This window comes from Ferrimonas aestuarii, from assembly GCF_005116665.1.
Classification (GTDB): Bacteria; Pseudomonadota; Gammaproteobacteria; order Enterobacterales; family Shewanellaceae; genus Ferrimonas; species Ferrimonas aestuarii.
The window spans coordinates 156,351-182,566 of record NZ_SWCJ01000003.1 but is presented as its reverse complement, the minus strand read 5'-3'; the positions used below and the strand labels follow the sequence as shown (position 1 = coordinate 182,566).

Annotated in this window: 18 protein-coding genes; 9 read left to right on the top strand and 9 right to left on the bottom strand. The window is 51.5% G+C overall.

From position 1 onward, the window contains the following. Positions 1–646: 646 nt before the first annotated feature. On the top strand, positions 647–2,269 hold the full coding sequence (gene aceB, locus FCL42_RS05800) for a malate synthase A (RefSeq protein ID WP_229359788.1): 1,623 nt from the start codon (positions 647–649) through the stop codon (positions 2,267–2,269). 28 nt (positions 2,270–2,297) lie between these two features. Then, the gene (locus FCL42_RS05795; protein ID WP_136862449.1) at positions 2,298–3,887 is read left to right on the top strand and encodes an isocitrate lyase; all 1,590 of its coding nucleotides are present in this window, start codon (positions 2,298–2,300) and stop codon (positions 3,885–3,887) included. Positions 3,888–4,109: 222 nt separating this feature from the next. Here FCL42_RS05795 and FCL42_RS05790 read toward each other — a convergent pair whose 3' ends face one another. The 3 genes from FCL42_RS05790 to FCL42_RS05780 form a co-directional block, all read right to left on the bottom strand. Beyond that, entirely contained in the window at positions 4,110–5,411 is a 1,302-nt protein-coding gene (locus tag FCL42_RS05790) for a sensor histidine kinase (RefSeq protein WP_136862448.1), read from the bottom strand. Continuing rightward, positions 5,408–6,115, bottom strand: coding sequence for a response regulator transcription factor (locus FCL42_RS05785; protein WP_456071349.1), 708 nt, complete (start codon positions 6,113–6,115; stop codon positions 5,408–5,410). The genes FCL42_RS05790 and FCL42_RS05785 overlap by 4 nt, the downstream gene beginning before the upstream one ends. A 71-nt stretch (positions 6,116–6,186) precedes the next feature. Further along, positions 6,187–7,068, bottom strand: coding sequence for a LysR family transcriptional regulator (locus tag FCL42_RS05780; protein ID WP_136862447.1), 882 nt, complete (start codon positions 7,066–7,068; stop codon positions 6,187–6,189). Between the two features lie 153 nt (positions 7,069–7,221). On the opposite strand from FCL42_RS05780, the gene FCL42_RS05775 reads away from it, so the two are divergent. From FCL42_RS05775 to FCL42_RS05750, 6 genes are all read left to right on the top strand, one after another. Then, the gene (locus tag FCL42_RS05775) at positions 7,222–8,397 is read left to right on the top strand and encodes an MFS transporter (RefSeq protein WP_136862667.1); all 1,176 of its coding nucleotides are present in this window, start codon (positions 7,222–7,224) and stop codon (positions 8,395–8,397) included. 125 nt (positions 8,398–8,522) lie between these two features. Then, a complete protein-coding gene (locus tag FCL42_RS05770) occupies positions 8,523–9,143 on the top strand; it encodes an NAD(P)H-dependent oxidoreductase (RefSeq protein WP_136862446.1) in 621 nt (206 codons plus the stop codon). Position 9,144: 1 nt separating this feature from the next. Next, positions 9,145–11,052: a monovalent cation:proton antiporter-2 (CPA2) family protein gene (locus FCL42_RS05765; protein ID WP_136862445.1), complete on the top strand. Its 1,908-nt coding sequence runs from the start codon at positions 9,145–9,147 to the stop codon at positions 11,050–11,052. 529 nt (positions 11,053–11,581) lie between these two features. Continuing rightward, positions 11,582–12,733 (top strand): efflux RND transporter periplasmic adaptor subunit, encoded by a 1,152-nt coding sequence (locus FCL42_RS05760; protein WP_136862444.1) that lies wholly within the window; start codon positions 11,582–11,584, stop codon positions 12,731–12,733. Between the two features lie 14 nt (positions 12,734–12,747). Then, the gene (locus tag FCL42_RS05755) at positions 12,748–15,897 is read left to right on the top strand and encodes an efflux RND transporter permease subunit (RefSeq protein WP_136862443.1); all 3,150 of its coding nucleotides are present in this window, start codon (positions 12,748–12,750) and stop codon (positions 15,895–15,897) included. A 650-nt stretch (positions 15,898–16,547) separates the two neighbouring features. Beyond that, complete coding sequence (locus FCL42_RS05750; protein WP_136862442.1) at positions 16,548–17,273, top strand: hypothetical protein; 726 nt, start codon at positions 16,548–16,550, stop codon at positions 17,271–17,273. A gap of 59 nt (positions 17,274–17,332) precedes the next feature. Here FCL42_RS05750 and yjeH read toward each other — a convergent pair whose 3' ends face one another. Next, positions 17,333–18,583, bottom strand: a complete 1,251-nt coding sequence (yjeH, locus tag FCL42_RS05745) for an L-methionine/branched-chain amino acid transporter (RefSeq protein WP_136862441.1) — start codon at positions 18,581–18,583, stop codon at positions 17,333–17,335. A gap of 122 nt (positions 18,584–18,705) precedes the next feature. Here yjeH and FCL42_RS05740 point away from each other — a divergent pair, with 122 nt between their 5' ends. Further along, positions 18,706–19,134 (top strand): Lrp/AsnC family transcriptional regulator, encoded by a 429-nt coding sequence (locus FCL42_RS05740; protein WP_136862440.1) that lies wholly within the window; start codon positions 18,706–18,708, stop codon positions 19,132–19,134. Between the two features lie 14 nt (positions 19,135–19,148). Here the strand turns inward: FCL42_RS05740 and FCL42_RS05735 are convergent, their stop codons facing one another. From FCL42_RS05735 to FCL42_RS05715, 5 genes are all read right to left on the bottom strand, one after another. Then, entirely contained in the window at positions 19,149–19,847 is a 699-nt protein-coding gene (locus tag FCL42_RS05735) for a GntR family transcriptional regulator (protein ID WP_136862439.1), read from the bottom strand. 57 nt (positions 19,848–19,904) lie between these two features. Then, on the bottom strand, positions 19,905–20,714 hold the full coding sequence (gene phnX / locus FCL42_RS05730; RefSeq protein WP_136862438.1) for a phosphonoacetaldehyde hydrolase: 810 nt from the start codon (positions 20,712–20,714) through the stop codon (positions 19,905–19,907). 12 nt (positions 20,715–20,726) lie between these two features. After that, positions 20,727–21,926: a TIGR03364 family FAD-dependent oxidoreductase gene (locus FCL42_RS05725; protein ID WP_136862437.1), complete on the bottom strand. Its 1,200-nt coding sequence runs from the start codon at positions 21,924–21,926 to the stop codon at positions 20,727–20,729. Further along, a complete protein-coding gene (locus tag FCL42_RS05720) occupies positions 21,923–23,221 on the bottom strand; it encodes a DUF5690 family protein (RefSeq protein WP_136862436.1) in 1,299 nt (432 codons plus the stop codon). The genes FCL42_RS05725 and FCL42_RS05720 overlap by 4 nt, the downstream gene beginning before the upstream one ends. Positions 23,222–23,287: 66 nt before the next feature. Then, complete coding sequence (locus tag FCL42_RS05715; protein WP_136862435.1) at positions 23,288–26,071, bottom strand: TonB-dependent receptor; 2,784 nt, start codon at positions 26,069–26,071, stop codon at positions 23,288–23,290. Positions 26,072–26,216: the final 145 nt, after the last annotated feature.

Here is a 26,216-nt window from a genome sequence, read left to right as displayed (position 1 = left end):
ATGCCAGTAACCCTGCCTGTCTGGTTGGTGCTAGTGATATGAAATTGGTCATGCCAATTCAATGAATAACGCCTCCAAATTGGAGGCGTTCTGCTGTCTGGCGGATGTGCGCTTGATCAAATTGACCGTTAACTTTCGACAAGGGGGTTCAGAATTTTTGATGAAAATTTGCGCGGTAACCCTAGACCCCATTTTCAGACTGTGGTGGTAACTTTTCTGTTGTCAGCAGATAAAAATCCTTCTAATCAAAAAGATAAGTTAATAAACCCTTTGTTTTCTTATTTCTTGGTGAATCATTGATTCCTTATTTATTTGTGAATATTTATCACTAATCCTGTCAAAACAGCCATCGCCAACTGCAAATGTAGTAATTTAATTACAAATGGTGGGTTTTCAGTATGGTTTTTAAACATAAAATTGAATCATTTGATTAAAACTGTTGTTTAAAGTGTTGGCTCTAACTAAATTTTCTTATTATTCAGTGGTTTGGTTTATTTTTGTAAAAACACTGTAATTTCAGTGTTGATCTTTTCTGTGATCAGGTGCAGGTTTATTAAGCATAAGGCGACGTCATTTTCAGCAGATTCATGACCGCCATGGAGTAGTTTGATAGTTACAAATGAAAGTTGCACTGGAGGTGCCTCAAATGAGCCAAGCCACCGAGTTAGTTAAAGGGATCGACGTTGTCGGCCCAATGCAGTCCGAATACCAGCAGATTCTGTCACCAGAAGCGCTGGCCTTTGTGGCTGAGCTGGCAAGCCGTTTTGCACCAGGGGTTCCTCAACTGCTGGCCGGCCGCGAAGCTCGCCAAGCCATGGTGGATGCGGGGCAACTTCCTGATTTCCTACCTGAGACTAAAGACATCCGCGATGGCGATTGGAAGATCTTAGGCATTCCAGAAGACCTGCGCGACCGCCGCGTTGAGATCACCGGTCCCGTTGACCGCAAGATGATCATCAATGCCCTTAATGCTCGCGTAAAAGTGTTCATGGCGGATTTTGAAGATTCACTGGCACCAAGCTGGGACAAAGTGGTTCAGGGACAGATTAACCTGCGTGATGCGGTTGCTGGCACCATTGAATACACCAACCCTGCCAATGGTAAACACTATCAACTTGATGATGACCCTGCGGTGTTGATTGCTCGCGTTCGAGGCCTGCACCTGAAGGAAAATCATATCCTGTTTGATGGTCAGCCGCTGCCCGGTGCTCTGGTGGATTTCGCCCTGTACTTCTACCACAACTATCGCGCCCTTCTGAAAAAAGGCACCGGTCCCTATTTTTACATTCCTAAGTTGCAGAGCCACTTAGAAGCGCGCTGGTGGGCTCAGGTGTTTGCTTACACTGAAGAGAAGTTCTGCCTGCAGCCAGGCACCATCAAGGTGACCTGCCTGATTGAAACGCTGCCAGCGGTGTTCGAGATGGATGAGATCCTCTATGAACTGCGCAACAACATTGTGGCGCTGAACTGTGGCCGCTGGGATTACATCTTTAGCTACATCAAGACCCTGCGAAATCATCCGGATCGGGTTCTGCCTGACCGTCAGCAGGTGACCATGGACAAGCCGTTCCTGTCGGCCTACTCGCGACTGTTGATCAAGACCTGTCACCGCCGCGGCGCGTTGGCAATGGGTGGCATGGCGGCGCTGATTCCGTCGAAAGACCCAGCTCAGCAGCAGGCGATTTTGGACAAAGTGGTGCTGGATAAGGAGCTGGAAGCTCGTAATGGCCACGATGGCACCTGGGTTGCACACCCTGGATTGGCCGACACCGCCATGGGCGTATTTAACGACTTCATCGGCTCGGATCTGGATAACCAGCTGCACATCAGCCGTGATGTGGACGCGCCGATTACTGCCAAGGAGCTGCTGCAGCCTTGCGAAGGCCAAGCGACGGAAGCGGGCATGCGCGCCAACATCCGCATCGCAGTGCAGTACATCGAAGCCTGGATCACCGGTAATGGCTGCGTGCCTATCTACGGGTTGATGGAAGATGCGGCTACAGCGGAGATCTCTCGCGCCTCAATCTGGCAATGGATTAAACATGGCAAGTCTTTGGATAACGGTCAGCTGATTACCGCCGACCTGTTCCGAGGCATGCTAGAGCAAGAACTGGAAGTGGTGAAACAGGAGCTGGGTGAAGCTCGCTTTGATAGCGGTGCCTTTGACCAAGCGGCCAAGCTGTTTGAACAGCTGACCACCGCCGAGGAACTGGCAGACTTTTTGACCCTACCTGGGTATCAAATTCTGACTCAAGAGACTGTTTCTTAGGGAACAAGAAATTTTAAGGAGTACCACAATGTCTACTTACAAATCTGACATCGATTCAGCCAGCACCTTGATTGGTTCTATGGGCAATGCATGGAATGCCATCAGCCCTGAGTATGCGGCACGCATGAAGGCCCAGAACAAATTCAAAACCGGCCTAGACATCGCCCGCTACACCGCCAAAATCATGCGCGCTGACATGGAGCGTTATGACAACGATCCATCCCAGTACACTCAGTCTCTAGGTTGCTGGCACGGTTTCATTGGACAGCAGAAGCTGATCTCCATTAAGAAGCACTTTAACAGCACCGACCGTCGCTACCTGTACCTGTCCGGTTGGATGGTTGCAGCACTGCGAAGTGACTTTGGTCCGCTGCCAGATCAGTCCATGCACGAGAAAACCTCCGTAGCTGGCTTGATTGAAGAGCTGTACACCTTCCTGCGTCAAGCAGATGCTCGCGAGTTGGGCGGTCTGTTCCGTCAACTGGATGCGGCCAGCGACGACGCAGAAAAAGCCAAGATTCAAGAGCAGATCGACAACCACCAGACTCACATCGTGCCGATTGTTGCCGACATCGATGCCGGCTTTGGTAACGAAGAAGCCACCTATCTGCTGGCTAAGCGCATGATTGAAGCAGGCGCTTGCTGTATTCAGATTGAAAACCAGGTATCCGATGAGAAGCAGTGTGGTCACCAGGACGGCAAAGTAACCGTGCCTCATGAAGACTTCCTAGCCAAGATTCGCGCTGTCCGTTACGCCTTCCTAGAGCTGGGTGTGGACGACGGTGTGATTGTGGCCCGTACTGACTCTCTGGGCGCTGGCCTGACTAAGCAGATTGCCATCACCAACGAGCCAGGGGATCTGGGTGACCAGTACAACAGCTTCCTGGACGGTGAGTACATCGACAGCGCCGAAGACATCGCCAACGGTGATGTGGTCATCAAGGCCAACGGTAAGCTGCTTAAGCCTAAGCGCCTGCCTTCGAACCTGTTCCAGTTCCGCCCAGGCACTGGTGAGGACCGTGTGGTTCTAGACTGCATTACTTCGCTGCAGAATGGCGCCGACCTGCTGTGGATTGAAACCGAGAAGCCTCACGTTGGTCAGATTGCTGGCATGGTTAACCGCATCCGTGAAGTGGTGCCTAATGCCAAGCTGGTATACAACAACAGCCCATCGTTTAACTGGACTCTGAACTTCCGCCAGCAGGTGTTTGATGCCTGGAGTGAAGCTGGTAAAGACGTGTCTGGTTACGACCGTACCAAGCTGATGAGCGCTGAATACGACGGCTCTGAACTGGCGGCGGAAGCGGATGAGAAGATTCGCACCTTCCAGGCCGATGCGGCTCGTGAAGCGGGTATCTTCCACCACTTGATTACCTTGCCGACTTACCACACTGCGGCGCTGTCTACCGATAATCTGGCCAAGGAGTACTTCGGTGACCAAGGCATGCTGGGCTACGTTAAGAACGTTCAGCGTCAAGAGATTCGCCAAGGCATCGCGTGTGTTAAGCACCAGAACATGGCTGGTTCCGACATCGGTGACGACCACAAAGAGTACTTCTCTGGTGATGCGGCCCTGAAGGCCTCTGGTAAAGACAACACCATGAACCAATTCGGTTAATCACTGCGGTGATTCACTGAAGCAGTGGCCACGCATCCAGTCGTCGCGTGGCCTTCAAACTGACTTATAGAGCTGTGTTTTATCTGTGGTTAAGTCGGTTTGGCTCGGGCCAAGACCCCAAATCTCTGGCCCAGCATGGGAGCTTGTGTCACCCATGCAATGGACTTCAAAACAGTAACAGAGACCGTTTTGTTGGCCAGCCTTTTTAAGGCACCTTCCAATTTAGCTACGTTGCTTGTGCTTAGGGGATGAATCTTGCGGGTCATCCCCGTTTTTTTTGCCTGATGTTTTCCATTCGACGGTGGCGATGGCCACTTCCTGTTTCAATACCAACGAAAATTGCCAATGGTGGATAGAGCAGAGCCGATCGACGATGGCAAGCCCGAGCCCATAGCTGACCGGTTCATTAGTGAGCTTGACCGCCGTGGCCGATTTAACCGCGTTGGTTACCGTTAGCTGATTTTGGGTTAGGTGTAGCGTGATGGCACTGCCTTGGGGGGAGTGTTGGGATCCATTTCGCAGTACATTGGTGATGACGGTGCTAAGCGCCATCGCATCCACCTCCAGAGTAACGTCATCATCGCTTTGGTAGAGGTAGTCTGTTGATAAATTGCTAGCGTGGCGCTGCTGCTCTATCAGAGCGTCGATTAGGGCATTAAGGTTAACCTTGTCTTCCGCTAACGGTGAGCGCTCTCGGGCAAGGCCTAGAAACATCTCTATGGTGTCTAACATGCGCTGATTGGCCCGCTCAATGCGTGACAATACTCGCTTATCTTTGTCATCGGTATGGCGGTGCTGAAGAATATCTAAGGCACCCTGAATTACGGTAACGGGAGTGCGCAGTTCGTGGCTGACGGTTTGGGTGAACGCTTGCTCTCTGGCAATGTACTCAGACAGTCGTTTTAAGGTCTGTCGTAGGGAAAAAGCCAGCTGTCGAAGCTCTTGGTGTTCGTATTTTTCTGGCTGGATCTTCTGCCAATCCTCCTTGGGCAGAGACTGCATTTCGATGTTGGCGACGTTTTGCGACAGCCGCTGCAAAGGCTCAATGGTCTTGCGCGCAAACCAGATGCCAAAACCGACTACGGGTAGGCTACACACCAGAGAAATTGCCAGCAGTCGAAGAAACCACTTTTGCATCTCCGCCGTTTCTGGTTCTTTGATGTGAGTGCCATCGAGAATCATCACCTGACCTGGCTTTCCTTTCACTAGGGTTAGGTGCAATTGCTCTTCGGCGTATTCGTAAATGACCCCCTGTTGCCAATGGAATAGATGTTGCTGCGCCTCATCAGGGAGAAAACTGATGTCCACCATCCGAATGAAGGGAGAGTCTGGTAACTTCGCGTGCGGGTCCGTTTCCAGTGCTCTCTGGTAATCGTCTCGGGTCAATCGCAGCTGGCGCTCAAAAACGCGATCTTCTGAGTTTTGGTCAATGATGGCGAGCGCCAAGCTCCACGCCAAACAGATCAGGCTTAAGTAGATGCTGCAGCCTAGAAGTACCTGATGGTACAGGCTCTTTACCTTCACGCTGGAGGTTTCTCTATCAGCTGATACCCCACTCTGGGTAGGGTGTGCAGTAGCTGGGAATCAAAAGGTTTGTCTACCACGGTCCGAAGCTTATACAGATGGGTTCGCAGTACATCGGAATCCGGCGGCTCATCGCCCCAAATCAGAATTTCGAGATCGCGACGGCTGGCGGTGGCCGGGGAGATGCTCATCAGGTGCGCCAGTATTTTAAAGCTGATTGGGTTGAGGTGCAGAGGGTGGCCTTGGCGAAACACCTGTTTGGACGCTCGGTCTAGAACCAGATCGGCCACTTGGAGTTGCGGTTGGATTTTGCCAAATCGCCTTTGATACAGGGCTTGAATTCGAACGTGAAGTTCTGGCAGTTGGAAGGGCTTGACTAGGTAGTCATCGGCGCCATGGTGAAACCCTTTGAGTTTGTCCTCCAAGGTGTCTCTAGCGGTCAGCATGATCACCGGAGTTCCAAGGCGCAGTTCGTGCCTTAGAGTGGTGCAGAAGGTCAGACCGTCCATTTTGGGCATCATCACATCCACCACAATCACATCGAAGGACTCCTCTTGGAGCAGCCCAATAGCGGTGATGCCGTTATCGGCAAAGTCGACGATGTGATCAAACTGCGACAGGTAGTCGCCAATGTTTTCACTGATGTCTGTGTTGTCCTCGACAATCAGTACGCGAATGGATTCCGACGGATGTTGAGCCAGCATAGGAGACCAGGTTAGTTAAGCCGCAGTCTCCATTCTGAGGTTAGGGGCGTCGATAAAATGTGAACTTCAATTCACAGTGACAGGCGTGGCTCGATGAAGTCGAGAAAGGCGCCAATTCGGCTGGACAGAGCACTGGAGCGATAGTAAACCGCGTTGACGCTTTCGCGGTCGGTGTTGGGCACTAGGTCATCGGCAAACAGGGGAAGCAAGCTGCCATTGGTCAGCTCCTTTTCCACCATGAAGTTTGACAAACACGCGATGCCGCAGTGGGTTAGCGTCAGTTGCTTGATCACTTCACCATTACTGCAGCCTATGCTGGGTTTTATCTCTCCTAGCCCCGCCAATGGCCAGCGATTGAGGCGACGGGCATTGGCAAACCCGATGAGCGGATGCAGTTTGAGCTGGTCGATGCTTTGTGGTTTGCCGTGTTGATCAAGGTAGCTTGGGGTGGCAACAATGTGCAGAGCACTTCGGCCCAGATGGCGAGCGTGCAAGCTGGAGTCGGCCAGCGGACCGATGCGAATGGCCAGATCGGTGCGCTTTTCCAGCAGATCTACATAGCCTTCGTTGCAGGTCAGATCCAATTGGATGTCAGGGTAAAGCTGAGTGAACTCTGGAATGAGCGGCACGATTTGATGTTGCATAAAGGGGCTGGCCGCATCCACCCTTAGGGTGCCTTTGGGAGTCTGCTGCTGCGATTGCAGCGCGTCTTCAGCTTGGGTGAGTTGGCCTAGCCCTAGGCGTACGCCCTCCACAAAACCTCTCCCCTCTTCGGTAAGTTCTACCCGTCGGGTGGTGCGATTGAGCAGGCTAACACCGAGCTGTTGTTCAAGACGAGTAACGGCTCGAGAGGCACGTGCCACTTGGATGTTGAGCTGCTCCGCGGCTGCGGAAAAGCCCCCACTGTCGATCACCGCCAACAGAATTTCGAGATCATCGGACCGGGTTTTCATTGTCATTTCAACAAAAGTGATTTCACAAAAGGCTCATTTATCGCAAAAGACTAACACGGAATACTGTGCAGCGTCGTTAATTGAGAGGGGATTGTGACCGAACTGATGTCAGCTCAACGTCCCTCACGAATAAGTTTAGGTTGTGCTATGAAAATTCCGTTACCCCTGTTGATGCTCTGCTTGAGTGCTTTTGCCATTGGCACCACTGAGTTTGTGATTGTTGGTCTTATCCCCACCATGGCGGCGGATCTTGGCGTGTCTCTGCCCTCCGCCGGCTTGCTGGTGAGCTTATATGCCTTAGGCGTTGCCGTTGGAGCTCCGGTACTGACGGCGTTGACTGGAAAGTGGAAGCGTAAAAATGTATTGCTGGCGGTGATGACCCTGTTTGTCGTGGGCAACGCCTTCGCTTGGCACGCGCCCAACTACCAAACCTTGGTGATTGCCCGCATTCTGACCGGCTTAGCCCATGGGGTGTTTTTTAGTATTGGTTCTACCATAGCGACCGGTTTGGTGAGCAAAGACAAAGCCGCCAGTGCCATCGCCATTATGTTCACTGGGTTAACCGTGGCACTGGTAACCGGTGTGCCACTGGGGACTTACATTGGTCAAAGCTTTGGTTGGCAGGCGACCTTTCTGGTGGTGTCGGTGTTGGGTCTGATTGCGCTGTTGGGCTCAGCAGTGTTGGTACCGAGTAACCTGAAACAGCCTCCTGCAGCAAAACTGTCGGCGCAGCTCAAGGTACTGACCGAGCCTCGTCTCTTGCTGGTGTATGGGATCACGGCGCTGGGCTATGGCGGCACGTTTACCGCATTTACCTATCTGGCTCCGATTCTAGAGGAGGTCGCTGGGTTTAATGCCGGTGCCGTAGGGCTGATCATGTTGGTGTACGGCGTCTCTGTTGCGGTGGGAAATATCTGGGGCGGTAAGATGGCTGACAAGATGGGGGCAGTGAAAGCCCTAACGGTAATCTTCATTGGCCTCGCTGCGGTTCTGGTTCTGTTCGGTTTCACCGCGTATCACCAAGTTGCCGCAGTGATCACCATCTTGGTATGGGGTGCCTTTGCTTTTGGTAACGTGCCGCCACTGCAGGTGTACGTGGTTAACCTTGCCGAGAAATACACCCCTGATGCCGTCGATGTGGCTTCAGGTCTGAACATTGCCGCATTTAATGTTGGTATTGCGCTAGGCTCTTGGGGCGGCGGCCTCATCGTGGCTCAGGGTGAGTTGATGGATACACCATTTGTTGGAGCCTTGATTGTCGTAGTGGCATTGCTACTGACTCGTTTGAGCGGCGCCATGGAGAGCAGAGTCATGGCTAAGAGCTGTTAATTGCACCAATAAGCGGCCTTCATAGCGAAGGTCGCTTTTTGGGGTTTTAGGCGCAGATTTTTAGGTGAATTTTATCTCAGGGATTATGATAAAGGTCTGTTTTATCAGAATTAGGGAACGCTTTAATGTTAAGCAAGATTCTGCTTCTGTACGCTCACCCATCTCCGAGCCGCTCTGAGGTGAACCAACCCCTGTTTCAGGTTGCCAAGCAGTTGCCCTTTGTCACTGCGGTGGATCTTTATCATGAATACCCCAAGCTTGATATCGACATCGAGCGGGAGCAGCAGCGTCTGCTCGACCATGACTTAATCATCTTTCAGTTCCCCTTCTTCTGGTACTCAACCCCCGCCATCTTAAAAGAGTGGCAGGATCTGGTGTTGGAGTATGGTTTTGCCTATGGCTCTGAAGGCAACGCCCTTCATGGCAAACGTTTCATGTGTGCCATTACCACAGGTGGTTCTGAGAAGGCGTATCGAGCCGATGGTTACAACCACTTCACCATCAAAGAGTTGCTGCAGCCTCTGGAGCAGACCGCCAACATCACCGGCATGAAGTATCTGCCGCCTTTTGCGCTGTTTGGCAGCCGAACCGCCGTTGAAGAGGGGCGCTTAGAGGCCCATAAGCAGTGCTGGCAGCGAACGCTGACGGCGCTGTATCAGCAAGGCTACGATCTGGCTGGGGTTCAGGCTCAGCCAACGCTGAACGATGCCGTTGATGCTCAGATGCTAAACCCGCAGGAGGACTAACATGACGGAATATTTTGTCCAAGCGTTCATCTACCTGGTGTCGGCGGTCATCATTGTGCCTCTGGCAAAAAGGCTCGGGTTGGGCTCGGTATTAGGCTATTTGATTGCTGGGGTGGTTATCGGGCCCATCACTGGGCTGGTGGGCGATGAAACCACCACCATTCAGCATTTTGCCGAATTTGGCGTGGTGATGATGTTGTTTGTGGTGGGGCTGGAGATCGAACCCAAGGCTCTGTGGCAGATGAAAGCCCGTTTATTGGGGCTGGGGGGCGCCCAGCTTGTGCTCACGACCGGGCTTATCATGGCCATAGCCATCAGCTTTGGCTTGGCATGGCAAACCGCATTGGCGGTGGGGCTAATTCTGGCGCTCTCCTCCACCGCCATTGTGCTGCAAACCTTTAATGAGAAGCATCTAAGCCACACTGAGGGTGGCCGCGGTGCGTTTAAGGTGCTGTTGTTCCAAGACATTGCCGTGATTCCAATGTTGGCACTGCTGCCACTGTTGGCGTTAGCGCAATTTGCGCCGGAAACGGCGGCGGATGCCCATCATGGCATGAGTCTGGTGGATGGGTTGCCCGGCTGGGCGTACATGCTGGTGATTGTCCTTAGCATTGGTGGCCTTATTGCCGCTGGACACTTCTTGAGTCAGCACCTGTTTCGCTATGTAGCCAATTCTGGACTGCGAGAAATTTTTGTGGCCACGGCACTGCTGCTGGTAATCGGCATTGCCGCCTTGATGAGCTTGGTGGGGTTGTCTCCCGCCTTGGGGACCTTCTTGGCCGGAGTGGTGCTGGCAAACAGTGATTTTCGCCATGAGCTGGAGTCCAACATCGAACCCTTTAAAGGTCTGTTGTTGGGACTGTTTTTCATTACCGTTGGCGCTGGCGTTGATTTTGGCATTTTGCTGGAAAGTGGGCTGTTGATATTGGGGCTGGCTTTAGGGCTGATGCTTCTCAAGTTTTTGGTGCTATTTGTGCTGGCTAAGGCGATGAAGGTTAAGGGCAGCGACGGTTGGCTGATGGCTTTAAGCTTGGCTCAAGCCGGTGAGTTTGGCTTTGTGTTGGTGAGCTTTAGTAATGCCAATGGCGTATTGCCGCCAGATCTGTCGCCGATTTTGCTGATGGTGATTGCGCTGTCGATGTTTTTGACTCCAGCTCTGTTCATCGCTTTTGATAAGTGGGTGCTTCCCAGATACCAAAAGAGCAGTAATGATCGCCAGCCCGATGAGATTACTCAGCAGGGAATGGTATTGATTGCTGGAGCTGGTCGTTTTGGCCAGATTGTTAACCGCCTATTGGTGGCCAACGGCATTCCTACCGTGGTATTGGATCGACAAGCGGCTCAGGTGGATAACCTTAAAGCGGTCAACATTAAGAGCTACTTTGGTGATGCCAGCCGTCCCGACTTACTGCACACCGCAGGGATTGAAAAGGCCAAATTGGTGGTGATCGCCTTCGATGATCGTGAGGAGGCGGTTGAACTGACCCATTACCTCAAGCAGACCTATCCGAAATTGAAAGTACTGGTACGCGCCTTTGATCGTGGTCATCACTATCAGCTGCGAAAAGCCGGTGCGGATTGGGTGGAGTCTGAAACCTACCATTCGGCGATGGAGCTGGGCATTCGTTCCATGAAAAAGCTGGGCATGCACGGTTTTGAAGTGGAGCAGAAAGCCAAGACCTTTAAGCAGGTGGAGCAACAAGCTTCTGAGAAGATGTATCAGCAGTGGTGTATGGGCAGCGAAGGTGAGCAGTATGACCACGGTTACGTGCAGATGTTTATCGAGCTGGATCAGCAGATTAGCCTTGAGATGGGGAGAGATCGGCAAGATACGCATTCCAGTGAAGAGCGAGGCTGGACCCCGCCACCTAAGGGTTATGCAGAGAAACTTCAAGATGAAGGAGCTTGATATTATCTGCATTAGTTAATGGCAACGGCACAGCTAAAGCTAACAAATGGTTTTAGCTGTGCTTTGTTTATTGATTTGAAAAATTAAAGTGGATTTTATTTGTGGTGTCGGCGGCGAATTGTAAGTAAATTTGTGCGCCAGATAATTGAATTTGATTTAGCGAAGAATCACTAAACTCACTACTGATTTGGGTTTATCTTCCGTGAGTTTTGTATCTGACGGTAAAAAAGTCTGAGGGAACTGTAGGAGATTTCCTCTTTAATAAAATTTACCTTTGTTCTTTGCTTTCAAGTTTGTAAATAAAATGTTGTTCGAAATGTTGGGCCTACATAAAAGTTGATGAAACAGGGGCTTAACAACTGCAGCTAGGTTATGTAATTACTTTCATTCGTTTACACTTTTCAGATCTATATTCGCTTGTCGATATACCTTGTGTATGAGATAAGTGTTTATTAATTATCCTTATTGCAATTTTTATACTCCCTATCGGATCTCGGCAGGGAGATTTGGTGTTTATTTAGGAGTTCAAATGCGGCAAAAGCTGACTATTGCCACTGTGATCGCTACGGCGCTATTTATTGTTGGTTGTGAATCACCAGAGCAACAGGCTCAGGCACCAACTGGACCACAAAGTGTGCCCGTTGATGCGGTGAAACTGGAAGCCACATCTCAAACGATCTCACTGGAGTTGCCAGGACGCAGCCGTGCCTATATGGAAGCTGAGGTACGCCCACAGGTGAATGGAATCATTGAGGCGCGCACCTTTGTTGAAGGTGGTGAGGTGACTCAAGGCCAACCTTTGTATCAGATTGACGCGGCCCCTTATGAAGCGGCGTTGGTCAGTGCTAAAGCGGATCTGGAGCGTGCCAAAGCCTCCATGGCATCGGCAAAGGCCACCGCAGCTCGCTATAAAGAGCTGGTGAAAACCAACTCCGTCAGTGAGCAGGACTTCGATCAGGCGGAAGCAACCTATCTGGAAGCGAAAGCCAGTGTGGCCATGGCTAAGGCCGCCATCAATACCGCTGAAATCAACCTAGAGTACACCAAGGTGAAAGCACCAATCTCTGGTCGAATTGGCAAATCGGAAGTTACGCCGGGTGCGTTAGTGGGAGTGGGCCAAGCTCAATCGATGGCCACCATCTCTCAGCTTGATCCCATCAACATTGAGATTGTGCAATCCAGCACCGAAATGTTGCGCCTGAAGCAGCGCATTGCCAATGGTTCCCTGATCCAGCCAGCCAACGCCGATGTGCGACTGCTGCTGGAAGATGGCACCCCTTATCAGTATCCGGGCAAATTGCAGTTTGCCGAGGTGACCGTCAACCAAGACATGGGCACTGTATTGTTGCGGGCTGAGTTCCCGAATCCAGATGGTCTGTTGCTGCCGGGTATGTTTGTGCGCACTATCTTGAACGTGGGTACAGCGCCAGAAGCGATCTTGGTACCGCAAAAAGCGATCGCTCGTGACCCGAAAGGTCATGGTGTTGCCATGGTGGTTACTGCCGATAACACCGTGGAATCTCGCACTGTAGAGACCGCCGAAGCCGTTGACCATCAATGGCTAGTGACCAAGGGCCTTGAAGCGGGTGATACCGTGATTGTGAGTGGTCTGCAGAAGGTGCGCCCTGGTGCACAGGTAACCGCTAACTTGGTAAATGAAGCTCAGGCGAAAGCAGAATAAGTTAAGGCAGTTTTATGGCTCGATTTTTTATTGACCGTCCGATTTTCGCCTGGGTAATCGCCATCATCGTGATGCTGGCGGGTGTCCTGTCGATTACGACGTTACCGGTATCGCAATACCCCAGTATTGCGCCACCGACCATTGAAGTAAGTGCTAACTACCCGGGTGCGTCTGCAAAAACTGTAGAAGATACCGTTACTCAGGTGATAGAGCAGCAGATGACCGGTTTGGATCATCTGCGTTATATCTCGTCTCAGAGTGACAGCTTTGGTAATGCCACCATTACCCTGACCTTTAACGCGGAAGCGGATGCTGACATTGCTCAGGTACAGGTGCAGAACAAACTGCAGCTGGCGACACCGCTGCTGCCTCAAGAGGTTCAGGCCCAGGGCATTAGCGTAAACAAAGCCAGTGCCGGTTTCTTGATGGTACTGGGTTTTGTCTCCCAGGATGGCTCCATGGATAAGGCGGACATCGCCGATTACGTGGCTGCCAACATTCAGGATCCCATGAGCCGAGTTTCTGGGGTGGGTAACATTACCCTGTTTGGCTCCCAGTACGCCATGCGCATCTGGCTGGATCCATTGAAGCTAAACCGTTTTAGCTTGACCACCAATGACATCGTTGCCGCCATTCGTGAGCAAAACGCTCAGGTATCTGCAGGTCAGTTGGGCGGCACGCCATCGGTTAAAGGTCAGCAGCTTAGCGCCACCATCTCCGCTCAAAGCCGTCTGCAAACGGCAGAAGAGTTTGAGCAGATTGTGCTTAAGTCTGATGCATCTGGCGCCAAGGTATTCCTAGGGGATGTGGCTAAAGTGGAAGTGGGGGCCGAAAGCTACTCGGTAACCTCCTTCTATAACGGTCGTCCGGCCGCAGGTCTGGCGATTCAGCTGGCCACCGGTGCCAATGCTTTGGATACCGCAAAAGCGGTGATGGCTAAGGTGGATGAGATGCGTCCGTTCTTCCCTGAAGGGTTGGACGTGGTGCTGCCATTTGATACCACCCCATTTGTTGGTAAGTCTATTGAAGGGGTTGTGCACACCCTGTTGGAAGCGGTGGTGCTGGTATTCCTTATCATGTACCTGTTCCTGCAGAACTTCCGTGCAACCCTGATCCCAATGATTGCGGTGCCCGTGGTACTGCTAGGCACCTTTGGCATTTTGGCGGCCACTGGATTCTCCATCAACACCCTGACCATGTTCGCCATGGTTCTTGCCATCGGCCTGTTGGTGGATGATGCCATTGTGGTGGTGGAAAACGTCGAACGGGTGATGTCGGAAGAGGGCTGTAGCCCATTGGAAGCGACCCGTAAGTCTATGGATCAGATCACCGGCGCGCTGGTGGGCATCGGTTTGACCTTGTCAGCGGTATTCGTGCCGATGGCATTTATGTCTGGCTCTACTGGGGTTATCTACCGTCAGTTCTCCATCACCATTGTATCGGCAATGGCGTTGTCAGTACTGGTGGCAATCATTCTGACGCCAGCGTTGTGTGCCACCATGCTTAAGCCGATTAAGAAAGGTCATGCGCACACCACCAAAGGCTTCTTCGGCGCGTTTAACCGCTGGTTTGATAAGCTGACGTCTCGCTATGAATCCAGTGTGGGCGGCATCATCAAACGTACCGGCCGTGTGTTTATGATCTATCTGGCTCTGGTTGTGGCCACGGGCTGGATCTTCATGCGCATGCCTACGGCGTTTCTGCCCGATGAGGATCAAGGGGTGATGTTTGTGCAGGCCATTTTGCCGCCAAACTCCACTCAGGAGCGTACTCAAGAGGTTCTAGAGCAGGTTGAAGATTACTTGCTGAAGCAGGAAGGCGATTCCGTTGAGTCGGTGTTTACCGTGTCTGGGTTCTCCTTTGCGGGCATGGGCCAGAACATGGGCTTGGCGTTCGTTAACATGAAGCCATGGGAAGAACGCACTGGCGCGGGCAGCGATGTGCAATCGGTGGCCGGTCGAGCCATGGGGGCCTTCTCGCAAATTAAAGAGGCGTTTGTATTTGCCTTCGTACCGCCTGCGGTACTAGAGCTTGGCACCGCCAATGGTTTCGACCTCTATCTTCAGGATAAGAACGGTCAGGGCCATGACGCGTTGATTGCCGCTCGTAATCAGCTTCTGGGCATGGCTGCAGAGAATCCGAACCTAGTGGGCGTGCGCCCTAACGGTCAGGAAGATGCGCCTCAGTACCAGCTGCATATTGACCATGGCAAGCTGCGGGCTCTGAGTCTGAACATCAATGATGTCAACGCCACGCTGTCTACGGCTTGGGGTAGTTCCTACGTCAATGATTTCATCGACCGCGGTCGAGTGAAGAAGGTGTTTGTTCAGGGTGAAGCGGATTTCCGTATGCAGCCTGGGGATCTGGACAAATGGTTTGTTCGTAACGCCCATGGCGAAATGGTGCCGTTCTCGGCATTCGCTACGGGCAGTTGGGAATACGCCTCTCCACGTCTGGAGCGTTTCGGTGGCTTGCCTGCAGTGAACATTCAAGGTGCCACTGCGCCTGGTTTCAGTACCGGTGCCGCCATGGTCGCCATGGAAGAGATGGCCCAGCAACTGCCTCCTGGTTTTGGTATCTCCTGGAACGGCCTCTCCTATGAGGAGCGACTGTCTGGTAACCAAGCGCCGGCGTTGTATGCGCTGTCTATCCTAGTGGTGTTCCTAGTATTGGCTGCCCTGTATGAGAGCTGGTCGGTACCATTTGCGGTGATTCTGGTGGTGCCTCTGGGCATTATCGGCGCGCTGTTGGCCACCTATGGTCGAGGCCTGTCGAACGACGTATTCTTCCAGGTGGGTCTGTTGACTACGGTCGGCTTGGCGACCAAAAACGCCATCTTGATTGTGGAATTTGCTAAAGAGTACTACGAGAAAGGAGCGTCTTTAATTGACGCAACTCTGCATGCGGTTCGAGTGCGTTTGCGCCCGATTCTAATGACCTCCTTGGCCTTTGGTCTTGGGGTTGTACCGCTGGCGATCAGTACTGGCGTAGGCTCCGGTGCGCAGAATGCGATTGGTACCGGCGTACTGGGCGGTATGGTGAGTTCCACCTTCTTGGGAATCTTCTTTATCCCGCTGTTCTTCGTGATTGTAGAGCGGATCTTCAGTAAGCGAGAGCGTAAAGCTAAGCACGCTGAAGCCGAAACGGCGACTGAGCTAAACTAAAGCAATCTCTGAATTGAACAGAACGTCTAAAAACCCAGCGCAAGCTGGGTTTTTTGTGTATCTGAGTCGAACATCTGATTAAAATGCGATTGCTAATAAAAATTTCTCATGATTATGAGTGTTTTGAATATGAAGGGGGAAATGGACTCTTGGTGCGGAGCTTTTGACTAGAGGCGTGTGAGATTTTAAACCTTATTGCCTGCGTAAAACTCTATTTTTTCCTATCTACGTTTTTGTCCTTGCTATTTTTGTATACATTATCCGCTCTTGATTTTGTTTTAAGGATGAATAAATGCGGACATTGTTACTATTTCTAGTTTTAGCTATAGCGCCTATTGGTGTGAGCTATGCTGGCCCCAAAGATTTAGATTGTGTATGCGATAAGACACACTGCTACTGCCAGGAAACTAGCGAAGGAGGTAAACCATGATTAGATTCTTTATTACTTCTTTATTTATTATTTTGGGTGCTTTAGGTTCGGAGCACTCATGGGCTGGCCCTTTAGGTCCAATGACATGTGACACCGATAAATGCTCTAGAGTGATTGGTGGTTGGGTGTGCCCTAAAGAGGCTTGTAAACCACGAGGAGAGCCTTAATTTAGACTAAAAGTTTAGTGTGATACTTTTTCACTAGCTTTGAGGATGTATTGATGAGACATGTATATATCTGGGTGTCGTTGCTTGTACTTATAGTATCAGGATCATTCTTTGTTTATAGGGCTGAGCCAGTTCCAGCTTTTAGCTCTAATAAGTCTGGTGAAATGACGCTACAGGATAGCAAGGTCGATGACTCTTCTCTGGCGTTAGTGTCAGAGGTGGAAACTTCCTTGCAGCTAGAGCAACGGCGTGCTGAGCCAGCTATCGATATTGAACGGCAAGTGCCGAATGTTGGAGAGTTAGAGCGTTTACAAATGCCTACCTTTAAGACTGAACTTGTGCAGCGTGGAGATGCGAATTACGGTGAGTTGTATGAGCATTACCTTGAAAAAAACTCACCATTTTTCGTTGATGATCTTGTCTATTTTCCTCACTTTAATGGTGATGGATTAAGTTTTACCTCAATTGAGCGCCAAGTGATTCAAGTGATGATGGCAAGCCCATCAGATTTTGTGCAGTTTCTTACTGATGATTTTATCGGAGAGGAAACTCATGGCCAGTGGCAAGATAACTGGGGTGTTGAGTTTCCGGAAGACTATCAGGTTAATTATCAGTATTGTCGTGAGTATGCATGTTTAATTTCAGGGCGCTATCAAGACAAAAACGAGGCTATAGCCTTTGTTGACGCATTTAAAAACGCATCCCCAGATTTGTACGTTGAAGAGTACATTCTGAATAATGGTGACTTGTTGTTGAAATATGCCAAAAATAGTCTTTGAGAAACTTTTAGCTACTTAATAAAAAACCAGCGCAAGCTGGGTTTTTTGTGGACGCATTGCTAATTACTCTCGTTAGCAGTCTGCTGCTGATTCGCTTTTGACTGCCACAGCCAAGCGGCGGCAAAGATAATCATGCCATAGATCATTGCGCTGCCTAAGGAGAGGGCGAACAGGGCACATGCGCCAATTCCCAATAGCGCTTTAACCCGAAATCGTTTGGAAAGCAGTTTGTAACCGGCCAACATTGAGCAAAGATATATCAGTACAAACAGGCCGTTGCACCACTCTAGTAGAGGCTCGAAATTTAGACCGCTTAGGTGGGTAAACACCAAAGCGATGGCCACCACAATCAGCAAAATGCCTAAACCCAGCGTCGGCACTCGGTGGCGATTCAAGCGACCCAATTGGGAGGGCAGTTGCCCCTCTTGAGCCAAACGCCACATCAATCGTGACATGCCAGATAGGTAGGTGTTCACCGTCGCCAGACCTGCGGCGGTGCCAAGAACGCCGATGACTAAGGCGCCACCGTCACCAAACTGCTGATCAAACAGCGCCACCATGGCCAAACCTGCACCATGATCCTTGGGTAGCCCCAATACCATGGCGGTAGAGACCAGATAGATGGCCGCCACCAATACCGTGGCGATCACCATGGCTGGCACAAAGTCTCGCTCTGGGCGCTTAAACTCTTCCGACAGGTGACTGACAATTTCGATGCCTAAATAGGCCCACAGGGCGATGGCAAAGGCGCTCCAAAGGCTTGGTGAAGGCGCTTCTAATTGGGAATTCAGATCAGCGGGAAGATGCAGTTCGTTACCCCAAAGCAGCGACAGGGTAATGGCGACAATGGCCAGAGTTAGGGTGAGCTGCAGGACGCTGGAGAGCTTAAGTCCCCGCACATTGATGACAAACAGAAACGCCAATGCCCCCAACTGAGCCATCAGCAGCTCCGTATCAGTGAGGGCAATCAGTGGTTTGATGAACTCAAAGGTGATCATAAGCGCCGCTGGCGTACCAACGGGAGCGGCAAACAGAAATAGCAGGCCAATGCTGGCACCCAGTCGGCGATTAAATGCGAGACTCACGAAGTGGGATGGACCACCGGCATTGGGAAAACGTTTACCTAGCTCAGCAAACACTAAGGCCAACGGCAAGATAGCGATTACCAGCAGTATCCAAGCCCAAAGAGCAGCAGATGCCGCCATATCGACGGTAACCTGAGGCAGGATAAATACACTGGTGCCCAGCAGTGAGGTGGTGATCATGCCCACCCCTTGCCAGCGGCCAATGGTGCCTTTAAGTTCTGACATAGAAGGGTTCTCTTTATTCAATTTTATTGGACTATTGTACTGCTTAGATAACTTAGTTACTGTCGGCAATCACCAACAGTTTATCGGAGTTTGCCGACGAATCGTCGGCTAGGAGTGTTTAGGTGCCCACCGAATTAGATGCGTTTGATAACGCCATTATCTCAGAGCTTAAACTGGACGCGCGTCAAAGTGTGGCCAATATTGCGGCCAAGGTAAATTTGGCGCGTTCGTCGGTCTCTGAGCGAATCAAGAAATTGGAGCGAAATGGCATCATTCGAGGCTATCGGGTGCAGTTGCAGCAGTCGATGCTCACTGGGGTGAGTGCTTACTTTGAGATTGTTCACGCAGACAAAAGTTGTCGAGACATCACCGACGCCATTGCCCAGATCCCAGAGGTATTGACCTGTCATGGCATTAGCGGTCATGTGGATCTGTTGGTGTTTGCCAAGATGGCATCGATGCAGCGCCTTCACGAGGTTCGAGCGGAGATCGATGCCTTGCCTTCGGTGCGCAAAATCACCACCCACGTCGTTATGAATGAGTGGCTGTAGCTGAATACTGAGATCTATTTACGGCTGCTGACTTTCAGTTCCAGTGCATCTTGACGCCAGTATTCGAGGTTGTAATCCACAAGTCGGTCGTTGGCGTCATAGCGCTTGCGCTCGATGTGCAGGCAAGCGGTGCCTTCCGGAATCCCCAGCAGAGCCGCCTCTTCAGATTGGGTACCACAGACCAAAATGTGGCTAGATTCATGGTTGATCTGTACCTGATACTTATTGGCAAACAATTCGGTAATTGAGCCGTCCAAAGGTTGTTGAGCCAACCCAGGAAAGTCGGTTTGCCTTAAATAGATCCGCTCTACCATTACCGGGCGGCCATCTAAGCGGCGTAGCCGCAGTAGCTCAAGGTTGTTACCGTAGTCCATGCCGAATTGATGCCGGATAAGCGGGGCATCATAGAGGGGATTAACGCTAACGACTTCGGTTTCCGGTTGCATTCCCTGATCTCTGGCCTGCTGGTAAAAATTTACCCGATGGCAAGGGTCCCACAACAATCGCGGCGGGCTAATAAACCAGCCTTTGCGATTAACTCGATAGATGAAACCTTGAGATTCCAATTTGGTGAGCCCATCTCGAATCGTGATGCGACTGGCGTGAAATTTCGTTTGCAGTTCACGCTCAGAAGGGATTTTGGCATGGGCTAACCAACCATGCATTTGAGCCTGATCTAACAGATATTGGCGAATTTGATGGTGTAACGACACAGAAGTTTGACCTCAAAGTCTGGATGACGGGGCATAGCTAGCCCCGTCATTGGCGGGCTAGGGTAGCTCGTTGTTGGCAATTCTACCTGCAATCTCGCTCAGAGTAGAAGGAAGATCCGCAACTGAATCAATAATGTAATGAGCACCTGATTGCGACAGTTTAGTGTAAGCGGTTTGTTTTAGCTCAGCTTGTTCTTCGGGGCTCAGTGCTTGCCAATGGTCAAACTCCATGCCAACGGCATTGCCAGAAAGGGCGACAGCGACCGTCCACATCCCTGCGTTGATGCCCTCCTCTATCCCCGGTAAGGTGTCGTCGACTTTGACGCAGCGGGTGACTGAGCCCACCCCGAGCTGCACGGCATTGAGCAATGCCGCGCCGGGACCCGGGCGTGCAGCGATCACTTCGTCGGCGGCGACTATGCTGTCAAAGCGAGCACCTTGTTGAGCGACTTGCTGAACCAGATCACCGATCATCAAACGGCCATAGCCGGTGTTGCCACCAATGGCGATGTGGTGCTGCGCTAAGAACTTGAACGTCTCAACTGTACCCGGCACCAGGGCGGTGCGGCGATTGATCTGTTCGATCTGCAATGGGACCAGTTGTTGATACAAATCGTCTAAATCGGCTGGTGTGGCCTGGCTGTGGTAAATTTGCTGCCATTGCTGGGCGATACTGGGCATCGCTAGCATCCGCCGAATGTGTTCTTTTTTCTCGGTTCCCATTGGCTCTCGAGCTTGTTGCAAACTGACGTCAATGCCGCGATTGGCAAACAGCTGCTGAAAGGCAGCCAAAGGGGCTAAAGAGCCGTAGTCACAAATGGTACCTGCCCAGTCGAAAATAACGGCGTCGATGTGTTGATTTAACATAATAAAATCCTTTTAGTTAATAGGGGAGTGAGCGAGCTGAGCGGCGAGAGTACGTAGCTCACCAGCGGCGTAAAGCTGATGTATGACCCGCTCAGTCAGCCCCGCGGAGGTGGTCATGCCTTTGCCGCCAATGGCGGTCAGCGCGTGAATACCTGGAGATAGGGTTTCGAGCAACACGTTATTGGCGTCGTCTTGGCAGTAGAAGCCACTCCAAGTTTCAGCAATATTCCAGTGGGGGAGGTCTAGAATGCGCTGGGCTTCCTCAACAATCATTCTGTTGACCTGAGCGTCATCGCGATAGGTCAAAGAGTCGCTGGCGTTGGCGTCGTCATAGTGATGGGAATCACCGATGATGATGGAGCCATCGACGGATTGCTTAAACAGAATGTGGATGCCGTGAGCCTGCAACCGCTGTTGATGTTCGTTGGCACTGAGCTGGGAAAATGATGGCAGGCTGGCGAAGCTTTCATATCGACGAATCGTTAATCCCGTCAATAGGTTACCTTTCAGAGTGACGCTGGGGATCGGCTGAGTTTTTAACATCTGCAATTTGGCGATGCGTACTGATTTACGTTGAAGTTGGTTGGGAAACAGCCGGTTGAGAAAATGGCCACAGCAGATGAGTGCGTCTTCGGCTTGGATGGAGAAACCGCTACTGCAACGCACCTGAACGTCATTATTGGAATGGGTGATGTCTATCGCCAGTTGGCCTCGTTTAAGTTGGCAGTTGGGGTGCTGTTCTAGGTAGGACAGCAGGCGCTGGCTAAGCTGCACGGATTCGGCTGAGTACTCATTAGGGTAATAAGCGCCACCGACGCAGTAATCGGATTTCAAGTTTGGGTTTGCTTGCTGTAACTGCTGTCGAGTGAGTGCAAAATTGGCGTAATCCATCTGGCTATGATGTTGGCCAAGCTCGGTTAAGAGTTGCATCTCAGCATCGTCAGAAGCCACGTAGTAGGAGCCGTTTTGGCGAATGGGCAATGGCCACTCTTGGTGCAGTTGCTCATAGATGGCGACACTGCGGATCGCCAGTTCACTCCATATACCAAGCGCCATTCCTGAGGGAACCACCTGACCGAAGTTACGAACGGTAGCTCCGGTTGCGTGTTGTCCAGATTCGATGAGGGTAACGCGCTTACCTTGGCGCAGTGCGTGGTAGGCGCTGAAACAGCCGACAATTCCGCCGCCAATGATGACCAGATCGGTTTTCATGCGGGAACACTCCTTTTATGTATCGGGTAGGGGGGGAGATGCGATTTAGGCGTCTGGCGCCAGAAATAGGCCATGGCCAGCGAAACACAGACCATGCCAAGGGCGGCGCAAGCCAGAGACGCAGTGAGGAAGAACGTTAAGTAGTTTTGCTCTGGTGCCAGCAGGGTGCGGTAGAGCATGATGCCAACACTGCCAATGTAACCAACGGCGTCGGCCAGATAGATTAAAAAACCGGCATTGGCACAAGAGCCAGAGCAGGCGATAAAGCGTTCAAATAGAAAACAGTTAAATGGGATGTAACTTAGGTAAAGGCCACAGCTTAAGCAGATGAACCAGCTTAGGCCATCAATCAATCCTGCTTGATACGCCAGAGTTGCGCCCCCTAGACATAAACAGCCACTGAGAACGATCAGTTGATTGACCAGAAAGGCACGGCGGTTGTCCCGAATTACCATTACTAAGGCCAGAGAGCCGAGCACCAACAGCGCCACCGGCACTGAGGCGGTGGTAAAGATGGCTGGGGTGTCACCGTAGCCAAGCTCGGTCCACAGCTCAATGGCGAAATTATCGGAAAAGTCTCGCAGCGCCGTAAACAGAAAGTAGCTAAAGATCAGCAGCACAATTCCGCCACGGTATTGGTGAAAAAACGCGTGTCGCTGTTGACGATTCATCGGCCGGCGCGGCTGACGTTGACGCTGATCGTGTTCGCTTGGTGCCGGAATTTTTGATAATGAAAATACCGATGCGGCCAGTGGTAGCGCAAACAGCATGCCGGTGACTGCTGGCATCCAATGCTCACTGACACCGCCGTACAGCATCACCGCTTGTCCAATGCTTTTTACGGCACCAGAGGCGATGATCAGGCTTGACGCTAAAACGGCCGCCAGCACCTCGGTGACGGTGCGGCCCTCTAAATAACTGAATACTAAGCCCCAGATCATCCCCAGCGGTAAACCATTAAGGAATAGGCACAGCAAGCCCCATTGATTGGGTAGCAAGGCGAACAGAACCAGTGCCAGTTGAGACAGCATCACTAAACTAAAAAGTGTGATGGCACGGCGATGGTTGGGCATCTCTGAGATCACCTTAATGCCGATGACTTTCGACAGTGCATAGCCCAGAAGTTGGGCGATGATCAGCGCAATCTTGTAATCCAGCACACCTAGCCACAGGGGGGCGCTGTCGAAACTGGCAGCCGTAAATGGCTTGCGGTAGGCGTACATACAGAAGTAGGTAAGAAATGCCGCACTGGCGGCATGCACCACAAACCAAAACCGAGTTAAGGGCAATGACATCGTTCACATCCTTGTGAGTTGGGCTGCCTAAATCCGGGAGATCAGAGCTCAGGCAGCCAAAGAGGGTTAGAAGTTGCCTTTAAAGCCCACCATTGCCTTGGCTCCGTAATACTCAACCTGCAGTGGTCGGTCTTCATCACCAAGGTAGTAATGCAGAGGCTCATCGGTGAGGTTGTTGGCCTCTAGATACAGCAAGATGGCGTCGTTGATCTGATAGGTTGCGCTGAAATCAAGGCTGGCGTATTCGCCGTAGTAGCGGTCTGTTGCATCACTGCTTCCGTGCTCTTCGATGTACTCATCCTTAAAGTTGTAGGCTAAGCGTACGGACGCGGTTTTGTTGTCGAAGTAGAGGGAGGCGTTGTAGAGCAGATCCGCTTGCCGTGGAATGTTCACCTTTTTATCTCGCTCGGGGATTGTCATCTGAGAATCGGTAATGGTGGCATTGGTCATGAAGCCAAAGTGCGACAGCGCCGGAGACAGAAACTCAAAACTGGAGTTATAGGTAAGCTCCATCCCCGCCAGCCAAGCGTCATCACCATTGTCTGGACGCATGATGGTCACTCCAGTTTGGCCTAGGTATTCGCCCTTTCGAGTGCTGGTGAAAATGGGGTCTTGGATGTCTTTGTAGAATACACCGGCGGCAAAGACTCCTACCTCATCAAAGAAATGCTCGAACAGGAGATCGATGTTATTGGCGTAGGTTGGGTCTAGGTCGGGATTGCCGCCGACTAACTCGTTGTCGGCTTCACTGTAGGTGGTGCCCGGTGAAATTTGGCCAAAATCGGGGCGGGCAAAACTACGAGTGAGTGCTAGACGAAAGTTGGTGTCATCACTGAACTGATAGGTTAGGTGCAAAGACGGCAAGATTGACCAATAGTCTTTGTTGCCGGTGGCTCGACTCAGTGTTTGAGTGTCCGCCTGGTAGGCATAGCCATGCACTTCGGTGTCGGTGCGAGTGGCTCGTACCCCGCCGAGAACAATCCAGTTGTCCCAGCCTTCGTAGGTCAACATGCCGTAAACCGATTGATGAGTTTCATTAAGATCGAAGTTTCGGCCTAAGCCTCGGCCCAGATTAATGCTGATGGACTCGTCGGTGTCGAGCACAAAGTTGTCGCGGTTCTGAGTCCAGAAGTCGGCGATGACGTCCAGTGGCACCACTTGCGAGAACTGAGTCGAATAATCGATGTCGAGTTGGTCGAGGAAGTCACTGCGTCCGGGCTGATCGATTAAGGCAAAGTCCGCTAGGGTAGGAGTGGGGCCTTTGCTTTCATCCCAAGTGTAGAACTCGTCGGCGTAGCGAGCACGGCGCTCCTTGTCGCGGTATTTTAGCCCGAGTTTCAGTTCCAGTTGGTCGCTTAGGGGCTGGCGGTAGTTCAGTTGCGCGACAAGTTTGTCCTTCTCCTCAACGTGGATCTTATACAGTTCGATGTACTTGAGTTTGGTTTGGCTGGGCACCATGGCAAAGTCACTTGGCAGGTGGGTGCTGATGGCATCCCAAGGATCGCTGCCGCCATCAATGGTGTTGTAAGCCAAGTTGTCAGCACAGCCAAAACTGGCATCGCTGCAGCCAAGTCCTTGATATCCGACATCGGTTTGGTCGAACCGGGCCACAAAGTAAGAGTTGTCTTGGCCATTGGGGACGTCACCGTAGCGGAACTCATTGACGTAGGTGGCCAGTTTCCAGTCGAGTAAGCCGTCGCCAAATTCCCAATCGCCGCCGATTTCGGCGCTGTGCATCTCGGTGATCAGTTCATTGTGAATGTGTTGCAGTTCAACTCGATCTTTATCGAAACGATAGCGGTGTTTAAAGTGGCGCTCATCATCCTCTAAGGTGCCATAGAGGTAGCGGGCGTAGACGGAACTACCATCCAGTTCATACTCCGCAGAAACGTTAACACCATAAGTGGTGCGTTCACCGGTGTAATCACGCAATTCAAGGCGTTTAATTCCTTTGCTGTCACCACCACGGCGGGGTTCGTAGTTATCGGTGCCCCAGCCTCGCTCCCACACGGTTCCGTTGATCAAATAACCAAAGCGATCGCCGATTCGATCGCCAAACAGCAGGTTAACGTTGTAGGCATTGTCTTGAGCTTGCTCGGCATCACCATAGCCTGCTGAAACACTGAGCATGCGTTCGGTGGGAGCATTTTTGGTGATGAAATTGACGCTGCCACCGATAGCATCACCCTCCATATCTGGAGTGAGCGCCTTGGAGACCTCGACGTATTCAATCAACTCGGAAGGGAAGAAATCGAAAGCGGTAGCTCGACTGGTTGTCTCCTCTTCGGCGGTAGGCAGACGATCACCATTAATGGTGGCCGAGTTCCACTGACTTGGTAGGCCTCGAATAGCCACGAAACGGCCTTCGCCCTGATCGCGCTCGATGGAGACTCCTGGGATGCGAGCCACCGCTTCGGCGGCGTTACGGTCTGGCAGTTTACCGATGCCATCGGCTGACACCCAATTTTTAATACTTTTCGCCTGTTTCTGCAGTAGCAAGGAGCTTGCCTCTCCTCGAGTTATGTTGCCCAGAACCTGAATTCGCTCAGGCATTTCAGTCAGGCTGAGTGCTCCAACATTGACCATTTGCCCCTCAATGGCGGTAACACTTTGCGTGCTGCTGACGTATTGAGGATGTGACCAATGCAGAGTGAGACTGCCCGGTTGAGCGACATTAAGTAGAAATTGGCCATCGGCCTGGGTTTGGGTTGTCGCGTCGGCGATGCTTACGGTTGCACCGGAAATCGGCAACCCATTGTGAGTCAGTGTCCCGGTGACGGTGCTACTGGCACTGGCGATTCCAGAATACAGTCCAGTGGCAATGAGTAATGCGTGTTTTACCTTATCCATGGTTCGTCTCTTGAGTTATTGGTATAGACCAAATTTGAGAGGGGATGCTAGAGCAGGTAAATGACAAACAGTTGACAGATATTTGAAATGAACATTTGGCTGAATGCTCTGTGATATATCGACATTGATGATGTTGGTGGTATTC

Coding starts and splice junctions, on each gene's coding strand:
- aceB (WP_229359788.1), top strand. CDS start 647: ATGAGCCAAGCCACCGAGTTAGTTAAAGGGATCGACGTTGTCGGCCCA.
- FCL42_RS05795 (WP_136862449.1), top strand. CDS start 2,298: ATGTCTACTTACAAATCTGACATCGATTCAGCCAGCACCTTGATTGGT.
- FCL42_RS05785 (WP_456071349.1), bottom strand. CDS start 6,115: ATGCTGGCTCAACATCCGTCGGAATCCATTCGCGTACTGATTGTCGAG.
- FCL42_RS05780 (WP_136862447.1), bottom strand. CDS start 7,068: ATGAAAACCCGGTCCGATGATCTCGAAATTCTGTTGGCGGTGATCGAC.
- FCL42_RS05770 (WP_136862446.1), top strand. CDS start 8,523: ATGTTAAGCAAGATTCTGCTTCTGTACGCTCACCCATCTCCGAGCCGC.
- FCL42_RS05765 (WP_136862445.1), top strand. CDS start 9,145: ATGACGGAATATTTTGTCCAAGCGTTCATCTACCTGGTGTCGGCGGTC.
- FCL42_RS05760 (WP_136862444.1), top strand. CDS start 11,582: ATGCGGCAAAAGCTGACTATTGCCACTGTGATCGCTACGGCGCTATTT.
- FCL42_RS05755 (WP_136862443.1), top strand. CDS start 12,748: ATGGCTCGATTTTTTATTGACCGTCCGATTTTCGCCTGGGTAATCGCC.
- FCL42_RS05750 (WP_136862442.1), top strand. CDS start 16,548: ATGAGACATGTATATATCTGGGTGTCGTTGCTTGTACTTATAGTATCA.
- yjeH (WP_136862441.1), bottom strand. CDS start 18,583: ATGTCAGAACTTAAAGGCACCATTGGCCGCTGGCAAGGGGTGGGCATG.
- phnX (WP_136862438.1), bottom strand. CDS start 20,714: ATGTTAAATCAACACATCGACGCCGTTATTTTCGACTGGGCAGGTACC.
- FCL42_RS05725 (WP_136862437.1), bottom strand. CDS start 21,926: ATGAAAACCGATCTGGTCATCATTGGCGGCGGAATTGTCGGCTGTTTC.
- FCL42_RS05720 (WP_136862436.1), bottom strand. CDS start 23,221: ATGTCATTGCCCTTAACTCGGTTTTGGTTTGTGGTGCATGCCGCCAGT.
- FCL42_RS05715 (WP_136862435.1), bottom strand. CDS start 26,071: ATGGATAAGGTAAAACACGCATTACTCATTGCCACTGGACTGTATTCT.